Annotated in this window: 19 protein-coding genes; 6 read left to right on the top strand and 13 right to left on the bottom strand. The window is 45.0% G+C overall.

Translation table 11 applies throughout. The annotated features are described in order from the left end of the window. Positions 1–20 precede the first annotated feature (20 nt). Positions 21–2,231, top strand: coding sequence for an alpha-galactosidase (locus ABD960_RS05455; RefSeq protein WP_345329906.1), 2,211 nt, complete (start codon positions 21–23; stop codon positions 2,229–2,231). Positions 2,232–2,300: 69 nt separating this feature from the next. Here the strand turns inward: ABD960_RS05455 and galK are convergent, their stop codons facing one another. From galK to ABD960_RS05405, 10 genes are all read right to left on the bottom strand, one after another. Then, positions 2,301–3,464, bottom strand: a complete 1,164-nt coding sequence (gene galK / locus ABD960_RS05450; protein WP_345329905.1) for a galactokinase — start codon at positions 3,462–3,464, stop codon at positions 2,301–2,303. A 105-nt stretch (positions 3,465–3,569) separates the two neighbouring features. Continuing rightward, positions 3,570–4,148 carry a LutC/YkgG family protein gene (locus ABD960_RS05445; RefSeq protein ID WP_345329904.1) on the bottom strand — a complete coding sequence of 193 codons (579 nt, stop codon included), beginning with the start codon at positions 4,146–4,148 and terminating at the stop codon, positions 3,570–3,572. Then, positions 4,145–5,527 (bottom strand): lactate utilization protein B, encoded by a 1,383-nt coding sequence (locus ABD960_RS05440; protein ID WP_345329903.1) that lies wholly within the window; start codon positions 5,525–5,527, stop codon positions 4,145–4,147. The genes ABD960_RS05445 and ABD960_RS05440 overlap by 4 nt, the downstream gene beginning before the upstream one ends. After that, a complete protein-coding gene (locus tag ABD960_RS05435; protein WP_345329902.1) occupies positions 5,524–6,264 on the bottom strand; it encodes a (Fe-S)-binding protein in 741 nt (246 codons plus the stop codon). Before ABD960_RS05435 ends, ABD960_RS05440 begins: the two co-directional genes overlap by 4 nt. A gap of 12 nt (positions 6,265–6,276) precedes the next feature. Further along, positions 6,277–7,059 carry an SDR family oxidoreductase gene (locus tag ABD960_RS05430; RefSeq protein WP_345329901.1) on the bottom strand — a complete coding sequence of 261 codons (783 nt, stop codon included), beginning with the start codon at positions 7,057–7,059 and terminating at the stop codon, positions 6,277–6,279. Between the two features lie 10 nt (positions 7,060–7,069). Then, positions 7,070–7,903, bottom strand: a complete 834-nt coding sequence (locus ABD960_RS05425) for an amidohydrolase family protein (RefSeq protein ID WP_345329900.1) — start codon at positions 7,901–7,903, stop codon at positions 7,070–7,072. After that, positions 7,890–8,747, bottom strand: a complete 858-nt coding sequence (locus ABD960_RS05420; protein ID WP_345329899.1) for a fumarylacetoacetate hydrolase family protein — start codon at positions 8,745–8,747, stop codon at positions 7,890–7,892. The genes ABD960_RS05425 and ABD960_RS05420 overlap by 14 nt, the downstream gene beginning before the upstream one ends. 8 nt (positions 8,748–8,755) lie before the next feature. Next, positions 8,756–9,520, bottom strand: coding sequence for an SDR family NAD(P)-dependent oxidoreductase (locus tag ABD960_RS05415; RefSeq protein WP_345329898.1), 765 nt, complete (start codon positions 9,518–9,520; stop codon positions 8,756–8,758). Between the two features lie 9 nt (positions 9,521–9,529). Further along, positions 9,530–11,194, bottom strand: coding sequence for a UxaA family hydrolase (locus tag ABD960_RS05410; RefSeq protein ID WP_345329897.1), 1,665 nt, complete (start codon positions 11,192–11,194; stop codon positions 9,530–9,532). Positions 11,195–11,202: 8 nt separating this feature from the next. Continuing rightward, positions 11,203–11,535, bottom strand: coding sequence for an L-rhamnose mutarotase (locus ABD960_RS05405; RefSeq protein WP_345329896.1), 333 nt, complete (start codon positions 11,533–11,535; stop codon positions 11,203–11,205). Between the two features lie 197 nt (positions 11,536–11,732). Here ABD960_RS05405 and ABD960_RS05400 point away from each other — a divergent pair, with 197 nt between their 5' ends. After that, entirely contained in the window at positions 11,733–12,602 is an 870-nt protein-coding gene (locus ABD960_RS05400) for an AraC family transcriptional regulator (RefSeq protein ID WP_345329895.1), read from the top strand. Between the two features lie 49 nt (positions 12,603–12,651). Here ABD960_RS05400 and ABD960_RS05395 read toward each other — a convergent pair whose 3' ends face one another. Continuing rightward, positions 12,652–14,211 carry a choice-of-anchor I family protein gene (locus tag ABD960_RS05395; RefSeq protein WP_345329894.1) on the bottom strand — a complete coding sequence of 520 codons (1,560 nt, stop codon included), beginning with the start codon at positions 14,209–14,211 and terminating at the stop codon, positions 12,652–12,654. Positions 14,212–14,494: 283 nt separating this feature from the next. Here ABD960_RS05395 and ABD960_RS05390 point away from each other — a divergent pair, with 283 nt between their 5' ends. After that, positions 14,495–15,478, top strand: coding sequence for an SH3 domain-containing protein (locus tag ABD960_RS05390; RefSeq protein WP_345329893.1), 984 nt, complete (start codon positions 14,495–14,497; stop codon positions 15,476–15,478). A gap of 2 nt (positions 15,479–15,480) precedes the next feature. Here ABD960_RS05390 and ABD960_RS05385 read toward each other — a convergent pair whose 3' ends face one another. Next, complete coding sequence (locus ABD960_RS05385; RefSeq protein WP_345329892.1) at positions 15,481–16,374, bottom strand: pirin family protein; 894 nt, start codon at positions 16,372–16,374, stop codon at positions 15,481–15,483. A 93-nt stretch (positions 16,375–16,467) separates the two neighbouring features. On the opposite strand from ABD960_RS05385, the gene ABD960_RS05380 reads away from it, so the two are divergent. From ABD960_RS05380 to ABD960_RS05370, 3 genes are all read left to right on the top strand, one after another. Next, positions 16,468–17,049 (top strand): hypothetical protein, encoded by a 582-nt coding sequence (locus ABD960_RS05380; RefSeq protein WP_345329891.1) that lies wholly within the window; start codon positions 16,468–16,470, stop codon positions 17,047–17,049. Between the two features lie 543 nt (positions 17,050–17,592). Next, entirely contained in the window at positions 17,593–18,516 is a 924-nt protein-coding gene (locus ABD960_RS05375; RefSeq protein WP_345329890.1) for an IS1595 family transposase, read from the top strand. A gap of 3 nt (positions 18,517–18,519) precedes the next feature. Continuing rightward, a complete protein-coding gene (locus ABD960_RS05370) occupies positions 18,520–18,945 on the top strand; it encodes a hypothetical protein (RefSeq protein WP_345329889.1) in 426 nt (141 codons plus the stop codon). A gap of 561 nt (positions 18,946–19,506) precedes the next feature. On the opposite strand, the gene ABD960_RS05365 is transcribed toward ABD960_RS05370, so the two are convergent. Further along, the gene (locus ABD960_RS05365) at positions 19,507–19,851 is read right to left on the bottom strand and encodes a phosphoribosylpyrophosphate synthetase (RefSeq protein WP_232176260.1); all 345 of its coding nucleotides are present in this window, start codon (positions 19,849–19,851) and stop codon (positions 19,507–19,509) included. Positions 19,852–19,937 lie beyond the last annotated feature (86 nt).

Below are 19,937 nucleotides of genomic sequence, written 5' to 3'. Positions count from 1 at the left end.
ATTAATATTATTTTTATAGAATGAACAATAACCAACCAATTATCAATTCTAAAACATTAATTGCGCTCGCCTTCGCGCTCGGCCTAACCAACCTTGCAAGGGCACAAAACATTACCATACCTGTCGAAACCAAAAACAACGCGCTTGTTTTACAGGTTGACGGCAAGAAAGACGTAGGCACCATCTATCTCGGCAAAAAACTTAATGATGCCGCGGCTTACGCGCAAATACCATCTGTATATAAACAAACGGCCGACTATACCGACAATACTTCAAACTCGGCTTATTCAACCTCCGGTTCCCGCGGCTATTTTGAACCGGCCATAACCGTTACCCATGCCGATGACAACAACTCGCTCGATCTGCGGTATGTGAGCCATAAAGTGACCAAGACGGATAACAATGTATCGTTATTAAGTGTGGTGCTTAAAGATCCGGCTTATAATTTTGAGGTTACGCTTTACTATAAATCATATTTTAACGAGGATGTAGTGGAGCAATGGAGTAGCATTAAACATAGCGAGAAAGGCAATGTGGTGCTGCAAAAATTTGCTTCAGCCAATCTGTATTTAAAGGCTGCTAAGTATTACCTTACCCAATACCACGGCGACTGGGCCAAAGAAATGCAACCGGAGGAGAGTCTGATTACCCACGGCATCAAAACCTTGGATACCAAGCTGGGCACACGCGCCAACCTGTTTCAGCCATCGGTTTTTATGGTTTCGTTAGATAAACCCGCTACTGAGGACGAAGGCACGGTACTTTACGGCTCGGTTGAGTGGAGCGGCAATTTCCGTACAGATCTGGAACTGGATAATCAGGATAACCTGCGCATCATTGCTGGTGCTAACAATTATGCATCTGCCTATACCTTAAAGCCGAACGAGGTGTTTACCACGCCTGCCTTTTTATACACCATGAGTGATAAGGGTAAGGGTGATGCCAGCCGTAAACTGCAGCACTGGGCACGCAACTACCGCATACTGGATGGCAACGGCAACCGCCTTACCCTGCTTAACAACTGGGAGGCCACATACTTTGATTTTGAGGAGCAAAAACTTTTTGAACTGATAAAGGACACCAAGAAGCTGGGCGTTGATATGTTTTTGCTTGATGACGGCTGGTTTGCCAACAAATACCCCCGCAATGGCGACAATGCAGGCCTGGGCGATTGGCAGGAAAACAAAAAGAAGCTGCCTAACGGTGTATCATCCCTGGTAAAAGAAGCTACCAACAATGGTGTTAAATTCGGCATTTGGCTGGAGCCTGAAATGGTGAACCCTAAAAGCGAACTTTACGAAAAACATCCCAGCTGGGTAATTAAACAGCCAAAACGTGCTGAACATTACTTCCGTAACCAGTTGGTGCTTGACCTGGCTAACCCGGAGGTACAGAACTTTGTATTCAGTATTGTTGATGACCTTTTCACCAAAAATCCGGAACTGGCTTATATTAAATGGGATTGTAACGCGGTGATTTTTAATGCTTATTCGGCACATCTTAAAAACCAATCGCATTTTTATATTGAATACATGCGCGGGCTTTATAAGGTGCTGGAGCGCATTCGTGCCAAATACCCTAAAGTACCTATGATGCTTTGCTCGGGCGGCGGCGGCCGGGTTGATTATGCCGCGCTGAAGTACTTTACCGAGTTTTGGCCAAGCGATAATACCGACCCGCTGGAACGTATATTCATCCAATGGGAATACTCATACTTCTACCCTGCCATTACCAGCTCAAACCACGTAACCGATTGGGGCAAGCAGCCTATAAAATTCCGTGTGGATGTAGCCATGATGGGTAAGCTGGGTTTTGATATTGTGGTAAGCAAGCTCAGCGGCGATGAACTCAAATTTTGCCAGAATGCCATTAAAAATTATAATCAGCTGAAAGATGTTATCTGGCATGGCGAGCAATATCGCCTGGCTGATCCGCGTAAAAACAGCGTAGCCGCAATTATGTATATTGATGAGGTAAAAAGCAACGGTGTAATGTTCAATTACCTGGTGAATAACCGTTATGACGAAGGCAGCAAATTGCCTATCAAACTTAAGGGCCTCGATGCGGCTAAACGTTATACTTTAAAGGAGATCAACCTGTACCCGGGCAGCAATTCATCGCTGGATGCGACTAAAACCTACAGCGGCGAATTCCTGATGACCATTGGTTACAACCCCGATGTAAAAGCAGGCCGCAACAGCGTGGTACTGCAAATTAATGAAGCAAAATAACCCAAACCCTATACCATTAAAAAAGGCCGGATGTTTATACATCCGGCCTTTTTTTTATCGCTTATGCGGTTAAGCTGCTACAACAGGTTTTGATACGATTGATGTACCATCGCCGGTTAATACCACATAGGTAGTAAGCGGTTTGCCCATAGCGGCTTCATATTTTGGTGCCAGGTCTTTGGCTATTTTGTCTATCGCATCCTCTTTAATCAGGTTGATGGTGCAACCACCAAAGCCGCCACCCATCATACGCGCACCTAATACATCAGCATCATTGCGTACAGCATCAACCAAAAAGTCCAGTTCAGGACAGCTCACGTTATACTCTTGCGACAAGCCATGGTGTGTAGCGAACATCTTTTTACCAAAAGCTTCCAGATCGCCTTTGCGCAGGTCTTCACAACCGTTAAGCAGGCGGTCATTCTCCTCAACCACGTATTTGCAACGGGTATAGGTTGATACATCAACCGGTTCAACCAGTTCGTGCAGCATATCCATCGTTACGTCGCGCAGGCTGTTTACCTGCGGATATTTCTCTTTTACCAGGGCAACACCTTTTTCGCATTGCTGGCGGCGCTGGTTATATTCGGTGGAAGCCAGGTTATGTTTCACGTTGGTATTAAATAATACCAGTGCGTAACCTTCCATCTCAATAGGCACATATTTATACTCCATGCTACGGCAATCCAGTTGGATCAGGTGGTTAGCCTTGCCAAACAAGCTGGCAAACTGATCCATTATGCCGCAGGCCACACCGGCATAGTTATGCTCAGCCCATTGTGCAGTGCGTGCCAGTTGTTCGCGGGTAAGGCCCAGGCTAAATAATTCATTCAGCGCGAAAGCTACTGCGCATGATATACCTGCTGATGATGACATACCGGCACCGATTGGAATATCACCGTCAACAGCGATATTAAAACCGGTAACCTTTTTGCCGCCATGTATCAAGCCGTCCGTAACGCCTAATACATAGTTAGTCCATGAATTTTCGGTTTGTGGGGCAATATCGGCTAAGGCTACGGTCACGGTTTTATTAAACTGCACCGAGTGCATTACAATATTGCCGGTATCGTTAGCGCTTACAGCAACCGTAGCATATTTGTTTACGGCGGCAGGCAATACAAAGCCTTCGTTATAATCGGTATGTTCACCCAAAAGGTTAATACGCCCCGGCGATTGCACCACTAAAGGCTCCGCCTCAAAAATGCTTTTGAAAATATCTGTTACGGTCATTATAATTGTGTTAACTGTCAAATTTACATATATTTTGAAAATATAAAAATTTAACCTTAATTTTTTTAATTAAGTAAATAACTGGCGGATAATGCTTTAAGATTGCTAATCTGTTAAGATTACGGTTAAACTACGCGGGCCATGCGCTCCTATCACCAGCGACTGCTCAATATCAGCGGTTTTTGAGGGGCCAGCAATAAACGCGGCATAACCGTACTCCTTATCAGCTATTAACTGGTAAGCCTGTTGCATCAGCGGCACTACGTTGTTTTTGTTTAGCAGGATAACCAGGTGCTGCGTAATAAACGGTAAAGCACGTGCACCCATTAATTCCTCCGTTACCCAAACGGCACCATTTTCGGCAACACCAAAGTGGCCTTTTATTATGGCTACATCCACATTTTCAAGCAGGTGCGGATCTCCGGGTTCAACAAAAGCAGCATGATCCTGAAATTCAGGAACAGCAGTTATCCATTGCCCTGCGGGTGGCATTACCGAATCGAGATATTCCTTAGCTTCAGCATAGTTACTTACGGCATGCAATTTGCCGCCAATAAATTCCAGTACCTGTTTAAATTTCTCTACCGGATTAATATCTTCAAAGCAGAAGTCAACCTCGGTCGGTAAAGGACTAAGTTCAGGTTGATTTTGTTTGATGGCATTCAGGATGCTTTCACGGCTCATGGCTTCTCTCCTTTCCGGTTCTTCTTGTACCAGTCGGTAAATGAGTCCTCCGGTGGTGTCGGCATATCGCGCTGCTTGAACCAGGGGTTAAGGCCATTATTTACCGCGAACGGGATATATCTTAAAGCCAACCTGCCGGCCTTACCCGACAGGTTAAATATTGCCGGGGATGATAAAGCCAGGGTCATGCCCTTCATCATGGCTGTTTTGGTTTTGGTGGAGTAACCGTTTTTTACGATCACCTGCCGCCATTTATATAACTGATCGTGAATATCAATTTTAACCGGACAAACGTTGGAACATGACCCGCAAAGCGTTGATGCGAATGGCAGGTCGGCGTACTTTTCCATATCCAGGTTGGGTGCCAGTATAGAGCCTATTGGCCCTGCCACAGCCGTATGGTAACTATGCCCCCCACTACGGCGGTAAACCGGGCAGGTATTCATACAAGCGCCACAACGGATGCACTTTAATGAGTTACGGAAATCTTCGCGGCCTAACTGTATGCTGCGCCCGTTATCCACAATAATGATGTGCATTTGCTGGCCGGGGCGCGGCTTTTTAAAATGACTTGAATACGTAGTAATGGGCTGCCCTGTGGCGCTGCGCGTAAGCAAACGTAAAAACACGCTGAGGTGTTTACGCTGGGGGATCAGCTTTTCAAAGCCCATACTGGCTATGTGTACATCGGCTAAATGGGCGCCCATATCGGCATTACCTTCGTTGGTACAAACCACAAACTCGCCTGTTTCGGCAATGGCGAAATTTACGCCGGTTAGCGCGGCACGGCGGGTTATAAATATTTCGCGCAGGTGTTGTCGGGCGGTTTCTGTCAGTATCTGCGGGTCAGATTCGCCGGCGGCTGTACCTAAATGCTCGTGAAATATATCGCCTATCTCTTCCTTTTTCTTATGGATGCAAGGCAGCACAATATGGCTGGGTGGTTCTTTAGCCAGTTGAACAATACGTTCACCCAGGTCAGAATCAATTACCTCGACACCGTTATCCTGCAAAAAATCATTCAAATGGCATTCCTCAGTAAGCATGGATTTGCTTTTCACCATACGGTCAATTCCCTTTTCTTTCAGGATGGATAACACGATGGCGTTATGCTCAGCGGCATCAGCGGCCCAATGTATTTTGATGCCGTTGGTAAGGGCATTCTCTTCAAACTGCACCAGGTAATTATGCATGTTTGAGAGTACGTTATGTTTTATTTGCGATGCTGTTTCTCGCAGTAGTTCCCAGTCAGGTATACCATGACTGGCGCGGTCGCGCTTGGCACGCACAAACCACAGGGTTTCATCGTGCCAGTCTACACGGTTTTCGTCGTTGTTAAAAACCTGGGCTAATGCCGCGTGATCCTTTCCTGCACTCATACCATAGCTGCGTTTAAAATTTCAGCAATATGCACCACTTTTACCGGGCTTTTCTGGCGTTTCAGGATGCCTTCCATGTGCATCAGGCAGCTCATATCGGCCGCGGTAATGTATTCGGCGTTGTTTTTTATGTGATCAGCCACTCGGTCCTTTCCCATTTTTACGGATACCGCTTCCTCAGCCACGCAAAACGTGCCGCCAAAGCCGCAGCATTCGTCGGCACGGGTTAAAGGCACCAGTTCAATGCCGTTAACCATTTTGAGCAGTTGCTCCGGTTTGGAGAAGGCAGGCGCGGTAAGCTCCGTCATTTGCGCAAGTTTTAGTCCACGTTGCCCATGGCAACTTTGGTGCAGCCCTACCCGGTACGGAAAGCTGGCTTTAATGTTATCAATCTTAATGATATCCGTTAAAAACTCGGTGAGCTCATAAATGCGTGAGCGGATATTCTTCGCTTCGGCAGGAGCTTCATCTGAGTGTAAATGATCCTTAATATGCAGCGTACAACTGCCGGATGGCGACACAATATAATCGTACCCGGCAAAGTTTTGGGTAAACAGCTCGTTGGTTGAACCGGTTAAATGCTCGTAACCCGAATTGGCCATCGGCTGCCCGCAACAGGTTTGATTGAGCGGATAACCCACTTCAAGCCCAAATTTCTCTAAAAGTTCCAGCGTATCAATAGCTACCTTGGGGTAAAACTGGTTTATATAGCACGGAACAAATAACCCGACCTTCATCTGCACAAATATTTAGGATATGGCCCTGTCCAGATGCACATAACCCCCATCAACATAAATCAGTTGCCCGGTGGTATGGCTCGATACCGGCGATAGTAGGAACGCCACGGCGTTGCCCAATTCTTCGGTAGTCGTCATCCGATTGCCTAAAGGTATTTTTGAGGTGATCTCTTTGAGTTTTTCTTCCGGATTGCCCAGCGTTTGTATCCAGCGCTCATATAACGGCGTGTAACACTCCGCAACCACAACCGCGTTTACACGGATGTTGTGCGGCAGTAATTCAACTGCCCACTCGCGGGTAAGCGCGTTTCGGCCACCGTTTGAAGCCGCGTAAGCGGATGTTCCGCCCTGACCTGTCTCGGCTGTTTTTGAAGTTATATTAACTATGCTTCCCTGACTTTCAATCAGGTAAGGCAACGCATGGTGCGCCATCATATAATAGTGCACCAGGTTTTTGTGAAGCGATTGCATGAATTTATTGTAGTTACCGCTTTGCAACCCAACGCCGTCATTTTCGCCTGCGTTGTTCACCAGTCCGTCAATGCGGCCATAGCGGGCAACAACCGCTTCAACCGCGGCTTTGCTGGCTTCAGGGTTTGAAAGCTCGGCCACTACCTGGAAGCCGGTACCACCTGCCGCTTCTACCTCGCCAAGTGTTTTTAAATTCTCGGTTTCGGTACGGCTTACAATGGCCACAATGGCACCCTCATTAGCCAATACCTGCACAATGCCTTTGCCTATGCCCCGCGCTCCGCCGGTAACAATAATTACCTTATCCTTGAGTTTCAGATCCATAAAAGACCAGTTATTTTTTTAAGTTATAAAATTCAGCAGCGTTTTCACCCCAGAACAAGCTTTGCTCCTGCGCGTTAAACTGCTGCATATAAGTTTCGAGGCTTTGAATAACCCGGTTGTATCCGCCCGCAACTATGCTTACCGGCCAGTCAGAACCATACATCACTCTATTTATACCAAACTGCCTGAAAACAACATCGAGGTACGGCCTGACATCGTCAAGCGTCCAATGGTACCAATCAGCCTCGGTGCTAAAACCGGATACTTTACAATATACGTTTTTAAGCCTGGCTATGGTTGTGATATCTTCTGCCCAAATGTCAATATCACCGGCTTTTATTCCGGGTTTGGCCAAATGATCAATAACAAACTTTTGATTGGGGAAAGATGCTACCAGCTCATTAGCTGCTTTTAGTTGTTCGTTTGTGATAAGTATATCATAAGTAAAGCCGTAGGCGGCCAGCTTTGATATGCCTCGCTTAAATTCTTCAGTCAGCATAAATGATGCATCTTCGGCCTGTAAAACATGCCTGAAGCCTTTCATCAGCTCAAACTGCTTGTAATATTGCAATCGCTCGTCGACATTTTCGGCGCGGAGATCAATCCATCCCACAATACCTTTTACAAACGGTGCGTTCTTAGCCAACCCAAGCAACAGGTTATTCTCTGCTTCACTTTGATCAGCCTGTACCGCCACGCAGCCTTCAATCTGGTTATGCTGCAGTAAAGGCAAAAGATCATCAGGTAAAAAATCGCGTTGAATTACCGACATATCATCGGTTATCCAGGCATCCTTTACCGGGTTATACTGCCAGAAATGCTGGTGCGAATCAATTTTTTTCATAAGCCACTGCCAGTTGCCTTGATGAACCCAAACCATCAATACCGAGTTCCATTACATCGCCGGGCTTTAGATATACCGGCGGCTTAAAGCCAAGGCCTACCCCTGCAGGTGTACCGGTTGAGATAACATCACCGGGCAGCAACGTCATGAACTGGCTTACATATGATACCAGGAACGGTATGTTGAATATAAGGTTCGAAGTACTGCCGTTTTGCATGATTTCGCCATTTACCTTTAGCCAAAGGCTGAGGTTATTGATATCACCCAATTCATCCGGCGTGGCCAAAAACGGACCCATCGGCGCAAAGGTATCGCAGCCCTTGCCTTTATCCCAGGTACCGTTACGCTCTAATTGAAATTCCCGTTCTGATACGTCGTTGTGTAGTACATAACCGGCTATGTAATCAGCAGCATCGGCCTCTTCAACGTACGATGCCTTTTTGCCGATAACCACTGCCAATTCCACTTCCCAATCCGTTTTTACGGAATTTTTAGGAATCACCACATTATCATACGGACCAACCAGCGAAGTAGTACTCTTAAAAAAGATCACCGGCTCGGGTGGCAGCGGAGCATTGGTTTCGTGCGCGTGATCGGCATAGTTCAAACCAATACATACAATTTTTGACGGACGGGCAATCGGACTTCCCAAACGCTCACTGTCATCAATCTTTTCAAGTTTATTCTGGTTATCTTTCAGGTAAGCAGCCAGCGCTTCGATACCACCTGCTTCAAAAAACTGCTCGTTATAGTCGCTGCCGAAACCGGCAGTACTGTAGTTAACACCATCAATCTGTACACCGGTTTTTTCGTGACCGGCGGCACCGTATCTTATTAATTTCATATATCAAATTAATTGTTCAGCGTAATAAAACCACCATCAATAGGGTAATCGGTACCGGTAGTAAAGCCCGCTTCGTCAGCACAAAGGTACAAGGCCAGCGAAGCTATTTCATCCGGTTTAGCCATCCGGCCGATGGGCTGGCTTTTGGATAATTTCTCAAATATTTCGGCCTGGTTATCCGGATAATTTTTGGCTATAAAACCGTCAACAAAAGGCGTATGCACCCTCGCCGGTGATATGCTGTTGCAGCGGATGTTATCTTTCAGGTAATCGCGCGCTACCGATAAGGTCATGGCAAATATCGCCCCTTTGCTCATGCTATAGGCAAACCTGTCGGTAATGCCCACATGCGCAGCTATGGATGCCATGTTTAGTATAGCGCCGCCACCGTTCTGTTTCATCAGCGGTACAGCAGCGTAAAGGCAGTTGTAAGCGCCTTTTACGTTCACCTGGAAAATGCGTTCAAAATCAGCTTCGCCGGTATTTTCCAGATTGCCTACATGGGCAATGCCGGCGTTGTTTACCAGTATGTCCACTTTGCCAATACCATTGAATATGGCGCTTATCGCGGCCTGGTCAGTAACATTACCTGCATGGGCCTGTGCCTTGCCACCTGCGGTTATTATCTCGGCAACTACATCAGTTGCGGCGTCCGTATTTAGTTCGATAATATGTACCGCAGCACCCTGTTTGGCAAATAATAATGATATGGCTTTGCCGATACCACTGCCGCCGCCGGTAATTACCGCTACTTTATTTTGTAAACTGAACATGGTTTATAATTATAATGATATCCCTCTTTTCCATGGAATAAAATCGTCTTGACCTAATTTAACTGCCTTCGGCGTGATGTTGCCGCTGGCTACCTCTATCACGTAATTTAGCATACGCTCGGCAGCCTGCGCTATGGTTTCTTCCCCTTCGATGATGGTACCGCAGTTGATGTCAATAATATCGGGCATGCGTTTATATAAGGCTGTATTGGTGGCCACCTTGATAACCGGCGCTACCGGGTTACCTGTTGGTGTGCCTAAACCCGTAGTAAACAACACGATATTAGCTCCTGATGCCACCTCTGCCGTAGTGCTTTCCACATCGCTACCGGGCGTACATAATAAATTAAGGCCGGGTTTGGTTACTTTTTCGGGATAATCCAGCACAGCTGTTACAGGGGATGTACCGCCTTTTTTGGCCGCCCCTGCTGATTTAATGGCATCGGTGATCAATCCATCCTTTATATTACCGGGTGACGGGTTAGCATAAAAGCCTGAACCATCAGCCTCGGCGCGGGCGTTGTACGTACGCATCAGGTGCATAAATTTTTCGGCAGTTGGCACGTCAATACAGCGGTCGCTCAGTTCCTGCTCTACGCCGCATAGTTCCGGAAATTCAGCCAGGATAACGCTGCCGCCCAGGCTCACTAAAATATCCGACAAATAGCCGAGCGTAGGATTGGCTGATATACCTGAAAAACCATCTGAGCCGCCGCACTCCAAACCCACACAAAGTTTTGATAGTGGTGCAGGTTGCCTTTCAACTTTATTGGCTTCTATCAGCCCGGCAAAAGTTTGCTTTAAGGCTTGCTGCAATAAAGTGCTCTCGGTACCCAATTGCTGCTGCTCTAAAATATAAAATGGCTTGCTAAAATTAGCGTCGCGTTTTTCTATCTCGCTGCGTAGTATACTCGCCTGCGCGTGCTGGCAACCTAAGCTCAACACCGTTGCACCGGCCACGTTAGGGTGGGTTATGTAACCGGCAAGCAGCCCGCAAAGCGCATCCGAATCAATACGCGTGCCGCCGCAGCCCATATCATGGTTGATGAATTTTATACCATCAATATTAGGGAAAATCTTTTGCGCGGTTTTGCTCTCCGGTGTTAACTCCAGGTCGGCTTGCAATATCTCCTCAACCGACTGGCCGGTACGGTACATATCAACCAGTTTGTCAACCTCGTTGGTATAACCACGCGGTTTGGTGAAGCCCAGCTTTTCGGTCAGCGCATCCTTTAATACATTGATATTGCGGTTCTCGCAAAACACCAGCGGAATGACCAGCCAATAATTGCAGGTTCCCACCGAACCATCTGCCCTGTGATAGCCCATAAAGGTACGCCCCTCAAACGCCGATACATCAGGTTTATGCCAGTCTGTTTTACGGTTGCCCAGGTGGTATTCACCCGAGGCATGCACTACGTTATCAACCGTAATTGCAGAGCCCTGCGGTATGGGCTGGTTAGCCTTGCCCACTAACACGCCATACATAAATATATCGTTGCCTGCATTTAAGTCACTTATGGTGAATTTATGCTTGGCGGCAACATCGGTAGCAAGCAAAAAGCGCTCGCCGTTAAACTGTATAGGTGTACCTGCTGCTAAGTTGGTGAGCGCCACCAATACATTATCAGCGGGGTGTATTTGTATATAGGTTGTGTTGTTACTATCAGGCATTGGTGTTCTTACTTCAATTCAAATATCTTATCCATCAGCATCCATTTTTCACCGGATTTTGCCTGTGGCATAGGCTTCTGAAATTGCCACATCAGCGTTTCCCATTCCTGTACCTTGGCATTCGTGGCATCAGCCTGTGCCTTAGCCTCGAAGGTAAAGGTATCATCTGCTTCAACTATCATGAACAGTCTGTCCGCAAAGCGGTATATCTCCATGTTAAGTATTCCGCTGTCGGTAATACTCTGCAATACTTCGGGCCAAACTTTTTTGTGCCAGTCTTCATAAGCGGCAATCAAACCCGGATCGTTATACAGATCAATAGTAAGGCAATATTTTTTCACGCGTTGATTATGATTAGCAGCCCCCTGATAACGGGGCGGTTTTATAAAAGTAATGTTACAAATAAAGATAAACAGGTAAATTAAAAATTATTGTTTTTTGTCGTACTATTAAGCGATATTGTACTAAACGAGGTTTAATTTTTGTTTAATAGGTATTTTAAGCTTATTTCACGTTATTATAAACCCATGATACCGTAATGAAACCCCAACTACTAAAAGTATCAACCAATATTGTTCAATCCTTTAGCGCCAGGCGCGATACGGAGCCCGACATTAACAGCCACTGGCATTATCACCCGGAAGCCGAACTGATCTACTTTAAGAACGGCGGCGGTACGCAATTTATCGGCGATAGTATTGAACATTTTAAAACCGGCGATATTGTGCTCGTTGGCGGCAACCTACCCCATTTCTGGAAATATGATGATGAATATTTTGCTGAGGATGCAAGCCGTGTAGACGTTATCGTGATACATTTTAACGAGAACTTTTGGGGCGATGTGTTTTTAAATCTACCTGAAAATAAAGTTATCAAAGATACACTTGAGCAGGCGAAACGAGGTATTAGAGTAAGGGACAGTATTACAAATACCGAGACCGGTAATATAATGGAACGTATTGTTTGCACCGGTGGGCCATCCAAAATTATGCTGCTGATGGATATTTTAATGGCACTTGGCGCCCATCCGCAAAAACAGGCGTTAGCATCAATGGGTTTTCATTACAACTTTCAGGAAGCGGAGAAGGACCGTATAAACGCCATATACAACTATACCATAGCCAACTTTAAAAACAAAATCAAACTGGAAGAGATTGCGGCTATTGCCAACGTTAGCCCAAACTCGTTTTGCCGGTTCTTTAAATCGCGCAGCCATAAAACTTACTCACAGTTTATTAATGAGATACGGGTTGGCCATGCCTGCAAACTGCTTATTGATAATCAACTGAACGTTAAAGAAATATGCTACGAAAGCGGCTTTTACAATTTTGCCAGCTTTCATAAATATTTTAAGCAGATAACGGGCAAAAGTCCGCTGGGTTACCAAAAAACCTTTGTGCGTAACTAACATTCCGGATAAACAAAATGCCCGCTGTAACGCGGGCATTTTTATTGTATTAAGGTTGAGGGTTATTAAATTGTATTGGCGTGTATACCTTAACTACGCCATCGTTCTCGCTGCTAACTACTAACAAGCTCTTTTTGGTTGGGCTGTTTTTGGCAGGGATAAACAATACGCCTTCCGGCGCGTCGCCGCATTTAAATAATTGCAGGAAAGAGGGCTTGCTCGGGTCGGTAACATCATAAACGGCCACTGCGTCGGCACGTTCCATACCTACAAAAGCTACTTTTTTATTGCCTACTTTCCCTACGGTGATACCTTCCGGCTCTACTGATTTATCATCACTGCGGCCATCGTCATACACATTGGCGGCAATTGATTTAACATCAAGTTCGTTCTTGCTGTCAAACACCTGGGCGCCCGTGTTACCGTTCCATACGCTGAATGAGCGTGCGCCAAATGAATACAGCGCTTCATACTTACCATCACCATTAGCATCGCCAAGGGTTTTAGTGACGTTTAAACGGCCTAACTGCGCTTCTTTTTGCAAATCAGCAGCGTTAGGGAAAGCAGCCGGATCAAGCGTTAATTTACCGATACGCTCACCTTCAACAAAAGCGGTATACTCACGGGCGTCGCCTTCGTTAGCAGTGAATAAGTATGGCGTTCCGTTTGATTCTACCAATGCAATTGCATCAGGCATGTAAACACCTTTTACATTCCATTTAGCTAAAACCGTACTGCCGCCATCTTTATCGGTTACGTTGATTTCGTTACCGTCGGCGGTGTAATCTTTAAATCCAAGCGGAAAAATATCGGTGATAGTTTTAGTGGTAAGATTGATCTTGGCGATGCCGTTGTTTTCCTGCAAGGTTACCCAGGCTGTTTTTGAATCCTCAGACACAGTGATGTATTCCGGCTCAATATCTTTTACAAAGCTGTTGCTCGGGCCAAATACACGGAAACCCTTGGCTACCAGTTCAGCCTGCTTACTTGCGAAAGCTGAAAAGTTTACAGTCGTCACCGCGTAGTTGTTATCAACTGTGATAATAGATATGGAACCTTCCGGATCATTTGTATAAGCAGCGTTAGGTTCGCCCTCGTTGGCGGTAAGTATGAATTTTCCATCCGGAGAAAAAGTGATCATATCCGGCAGTGCACCTACGGTAACAGATTTGATCTCGGCATAATCGCTGGTTTTAAACACAGCAACCTTACCGTTAGCCTGTTTATCGGTTGATTCGATAGCCGCAGCAAGCTTGCCGTCAAAAACCGCAACACTGTTAACAGCGCCGCCATAAGGCTGCATGCTAATAGAGTGTATCAATTTCATGTTTTTAGGATCACTGAAATCAAGTACATCAATACGATTTACAGCGCCATTCTTTTCATCGTTATTTACCACGAACAAACGTTTGGTTTGCGCATCGAATGCCGAAATTTCGGCTGCCCCGGTCTCGCCGATATCAATTGACCCAATTTCGGCAAATGTAGCCGCGTCTTCATTCACAAAGAATTCTTCTTCGGGCTTTTCGGTTTCGGGTGCTGTGTCTTCTTTTGAACAGCTTGCAAAACCAATGGCCAGTAATGAGATAAATAGTAAAGGATACTTCATACAGTTTTTTAAGTTGATATATAAGCGCCAAAACTATTACCGCATTGTTAATCTAAATAAGCCTGATTATTAATATTTTGTTAATCAGCATTAACAACCAACCGTGTAAAAACGGTAACGCTACCGCTATTTTACTCGCCTGATTGTCGTTTTATTTCGCTATATTAGCATATACTTTTTCGGGTAGCCTAAAGCCCGATCCCACTAAAAACTAACCCAAACTTTATAACAATTATTGCAGGGCCTGCCCTGCTTTATTACTTAAATCTCACATCAATTAATTATGACTTCAAAATTCGGATTCACGAAAATGACCGTTCAGGAATTTGAAACCTGGATAGACTCGCTTAAAGTAGCACGCACTGTGCTCACTATTCAACAACACCATACCTACAGCCCTCCGTACTCGCTGTTTAAGGGCAATAACCACTTTGAGTTGCAAAAAGGTATGCAGGATTACCACATTAACCATAACGGCTGGGCAGCAATAGGGCAGCATTTTACCACCTTTCCGGATGGGACGATACTTACGGGCCGGTCGCTTGAGCGCTCACCGGCCTGCATTACCGGCCAAAACGCCAACGCCATCTGCATTGAAAACCTGGGTAACTTTGATACCGGTAAGGATAACATGACCGTGGAACAGCGCGATACCATAGTGCGCATAACTGCCAAGCTTTGCACCCGCTTTAGCCTGCCGGTAAATACCAATGCCATTGTTTATCACCACTGGTTTGACCTTACAAGCGGCGTACGTAACAACGGCGCTAAAAACAATAAAAGCTGTCCGGGCACAGCCTTTTTTGGCGGCAACAAGGTAAGCGACTGCGAAAATAATTTTTTGCCGCTGGTATCGGTACTTACGCAACCTACGCCACAAATAACCGGGCAGGTTATTAAATACGCTATGGTTACGGTAAGCTCGCTTAACATACGTACCAAGCCGGATGCGGCAAGCCTCAAAGTCACCGACAGGGCAGCAGCCACGCTGGGTGCGGTGTTACGGGTTTATGAAGATAAGAACGGCTGGTACCGCATATCCGGAAGCCAGCAGCACTGGGTAGCCGCAAAATATACTACCGATGTAAAACATGCCACGGTTTCGGCCAATACGCTTAATGTGCGCACCGGGCCGGGTACATCGTTTGAAAAGGTAGGCGCCTATATCAAAGGGCAGGAACTATTCATCGCCGAGCAAAAAAATAACTGGAGCCGCATTGGCATGGACAACAAATGGGTAAGCAACCAGTTTTTGGATATCAAGTAACATCACTTAAATTTAATTTCCCTGGGCTCGGGTGGCAAGGGTATAAAATCGGTTTCGCCGGGTACGGGGGCAAATTCCTGGTTGCGCCATTTTTGCTTAGCCTGCTCAATTAGTTCCCGACTGGTTGCTACAAAATTCCAGTAAATAAAACGCTCTTCAGCAAAAGGCTCACCGCCAAAAAAGTAAATAGTGGTGCCTGCATCCATCGTAAATTCACATAATCGGCTGTTTTTAGCTACCAATAATTCTTTAGGCTGATAAGTGGCGCCTTCGCTTTCAATATTGCCCTCTAATATGTAAAGGCCACATTCGCCGTAAAGCTCATGGCCTATTTTTACGCTTTGCCTGCAATTGCTTTTCAACTCCATAAAGTAAAGCGGACTATAAACCGGTACCGGCGATTTTTTGCCTGCAAATTCGCCCGCAATTAGTTTATAGCGTACATCATCCTGCTCCCATTCGGGCAGGGCTTCAGCTTCGGCATGGTAAAACTCAGGCTCCATTTGTTCGAGATGTTTGGGCAATGCTACCCAAATTTGTAAGCCATGCAATTGCTTTTCGGACATGCGCAGGTATTCAGGCGTACGCTCTGAATGGGCAATGCCTTTGCCGGCGGTCATCCAGTTTACCTGGCCGGGTTTTATCTCCATTCCGCTGCCCAGGCCATCCTTATGCATAATAGCGCCCTCGAACAGATAAGTAAGTGTTGACAGGCCGATATGCGGATGCGGGGCGATGTCGATATTTTGGTATTCGCTGAGTTTGGCCGGCCCCATGTGATCTATGAAGATAAACGGCCCCACCATCCGCTTGCTGCTAAACGGCAGCAAACGCCCAACTAAAAAGTTACCAATATCGCGCGGGCGTTCTTCAATTATCAGGCTGATGTTTGACATAATGATGCAGCAGTAAAATTGCTTATGCAATTTACTAATTAATCAAAAGCTATTGGGTTGGTTTTTGTAATATTGGCCAAGGCCTGCATCATCATGCTTACACAAAACGAACTTATTAAACAGATATCGGCTACCATGGGTAAAGCCCGCGTGCTATCGCTCACCGTGCTTATGCGGGAGCATCAATTTCCTTTACGGGCGTTGATCGATATTACGTTTCATCCCGATAAGAATATAGCTTTTCGCGCATCATGGCTGCTGGAGAATGTGATCATAGTTAATGCCGAAGAACATGTAAGTGATCTGCCTTACCTGATGCAACGTTTTCCGGAGGTTAGTTACCCAAGCAGCCAGCGCCATTACGCTAATACAATTATCAGGCTCACCAACCATAGATCACCGGAAAAAATAAAAGCAACATTAGCGGCGATTGACCTGGAAGCGGTAGTTGAAAAACTTTTTGACTGGCTGATAGATCCTAAAGTATTGGTGGCCGTTAAAGCTTCGGCGGCTGAGGCGTTGCTGAATTTAAGTAGTAGATACGATTGGATAGCTGACGAGTTGGCCAACCAGATGGAATTTTTAATGCGCGATGGTACCGCCGCCATACAGGCGCGCGGCAAGAAGATACTCCATCAACTCCGTGCCCGTAAAACAAAAGGTAATAATATATGAAAAAACACAAGTCACACCGGTAAAATAAAACGAGCCGTTTTTGTGGGACGGCTCGCTCAGAGGTAATAAACTAACAACCTTGTGGTGGTCAGATTCTTTAAACACCGCCTGGATACATCCAGACCGCACCTCGATCATCGGTGGTTTCTCCGCAAGTTGTGGGGAGCCGCAAGTTTTATCTGACTATGATTGCAGTTTAACTATCTCGCATTAAAGTTAGGAATTTCGGTTCCTAACTTTTTAAATGTTCTTTAAAATAAAACAGGCCGTTCTTGGGGGAACGGCCTGTATAGAAGTAAATTAAATTAACAAAGTGGTATGTTCGGTGCTTCAACATGTCCTGAACGCGTCAGGCAGCGCTTAGTTCCTCGGCGCTCCCACTATAAGTTTTATAGGGATAGCAAGCGGCTTCCGAACAAGGTTGTCAATTAATTACTTCGAACTAAAGTTAGGGTATACCAGACAAATCTGTATGCCCTAACTTATTTTTTAATTAAATTGTGTAACCATCTACTTATATTTGCGGCATCAATCTATCTTATAATGTTTTTGCCGAAACCGTTTAACAGTATACTTGAACTCATAAAACAATTTCCGGACGATAAATGCTGCGTGAGTCATCTGGAAAAAATAATGTGGAGAGGCAATGTTGTATCTCCATTTGATAAAAATTCAAGTGTTTATAAATGTGCAAACGGGAAGTATAAATGCCGTAATACTAACAAGTATTTTACTGTTTTGACAGGGAGTATATTTGAGGCAACTAAGATACCATTGCAAAAATGGTTCATGGCTATATATTTCATTACAGCTCATAAGAAAGGAATAAGCAGCCATCAGTTAGCCAGAGATATAGAAGTTACTCAGAAGACAGCTTGGTTTATGCTTCATAGAATAAGATTTGCTCTTCAGCACAAATCATTTCAAAAGCAAATGGAAGGAATAGTAGAGGCAGATGAAACGTATGTTGGCGGTAAGGAAGGCAACAAGCACAAATCAAAAAGGACCGGTGATACCCATGGCCGAAGCACTAAGGTAAAAGCCCCGGTATTTGGCCTTGTACAGCGCGGCGGTGATGTTTTTGCTAAAGTTGTTGCAGATACAAAATCAAGCACCTTGCAACCGATCATTGGTGAGCGCGTAAAGAAGGGCGCCAGGTTAATGACTGATGAGTGGCAGGCATACAATGGGCTGCATAGCCGGTATAATCATCAGATTGTGAACCATGGAGCTAAACAGTATGCTGAAGGAGATGTATATACCAATACCCTTGAGGGTTTCTGGTCATGGATAAAAAGAGCAATAATGGGTATCTATCACAAAACCAGTAAAAAGCATCTTCAAAGATATGTTGATGAGGTGGTGTTCAGGTATAACACTCGAAAGCAGACCAGTTATAATAGGTTCAATATGTTTTTAGAACAGATGCAGGGCTTTAAAATAACATACTCACAGTTAATAGGATAAGCGATGGGGAGTAACGAAATAACAGAGCTATTCAATAAGCAAATATTCAGGTTACATGGCTGGAGTTATACACCTGCTGAGGTCAAAAAAAGGCGATTTGAATTAAGGGGTGTCGTAGAGCAATATATAATTCCTAACTTATTCCCTCAAGATAATAAGGATATAGAAAGGCGTTGTAAAACCAGTAAGATGGCGTATCCTCCTCAAATCGAAAATATAATTGATTTTGCAAATGTCCAAATATTAACCAACAAACTCCTATCGATAATGGGTAAATCAAAAAGCTGGGAAGACTTTGAAGAAAAAATCAACCAGGTAAAATCAGAATCATCGGATGAAGATTTGACGGACTTCGATAAGATATTGCTAGGAATCATGTCAGTTCCAAAAGAAGATATGCCAGATAGCTTACCAGAAGATAAGGAGTAATTCTTACCTTTGGGTAATTTTAATGAGCGAACTCGTTTTCAGATCACCGAACTGTCGAAACTTCTAAATCTGGACACACAACGAGGGAATGATGTATCGTACGCTATGGCGTGGGGTTATCACTCTTTGTGTGCGCAATTCGACAGGCGCGGTGATTGGTGAGGCCCCGCGCTTCTTTTTAACCCGCCAGATAGGGGCTAATGGCAATTTGATTAGCCGGTCCTAATGACGAAAGAAACTCTGTACTGGATGTCCTTGTCATCCCTAATAACAAGTCATATATTTTTCAGCCTTAATTTTGATGAGCATACAGGGAGATATTTTGGCCGATTGCCGGAATCGGCTGGATATATCATCCCGTGGAGATATGTAATAATCATTGTGCTTTACTTGTTAAACTACATACAAGAAGAAAAAATACGTAAGGAAAAAGAGCGCAAGGGATTATAATCAATTATGTGTATTATTGTATATTATTACCAAACAAAATAGCGACGGATATTAAATCCGTCGCTATTTTAATAAAGCCCTATTTTGTTATTCCAGCTCCTGATTGAAGCATTAGGCTTTAGGCCTGTCCTCACCATGTAAGTGATCGCTTACCTGGTTATGGTGCAGCTTTGCTAAAAGGGCAGCAGTGGCATTGTCGGCGTACACACCGTAAGCATTTACCAACACACCTTTTAAATTATACTTTTCTGAACTGATAGCGTAAACTATAGACATATCCGAAGGGTTGCTTGGCCCTTCAAAACGATAGAACTCATCAATTTCAAATTCCTCGGGCAGCATTTCAATACCGCGCTCTTTGTCATTCACTGAGTCTTCATCCAAACTCAAATTAGCTGTATATCCTCTTTTCAGAAGGTCGTTAGTGGCATCCACTAAAGTTTCGTAGTTTTCCATGGCGTGTATTTTTAGTGATAGATCAACAGCCTGGTTGAGGGCTGTTTCATATTACTATAACCCGCTTTACACGCCGCTTGTTTTAG

Origin of the sequence: Mucilaginibacter defluvii, from assembly GCF_039543225.1 — a bacterium.
GTDB lineage: Bacteria > Bacteroidota > Bacteroidia > Sphingobacteriales > Sphingobacteriaceae > Mucilaginibacter > Mucilaginibacter defluvii.
The sequence above is the reverse complement of the archived record's forward strand: the minus strand, read 5'-3'. Positions and strand labels throughout refer to the sequence as shown.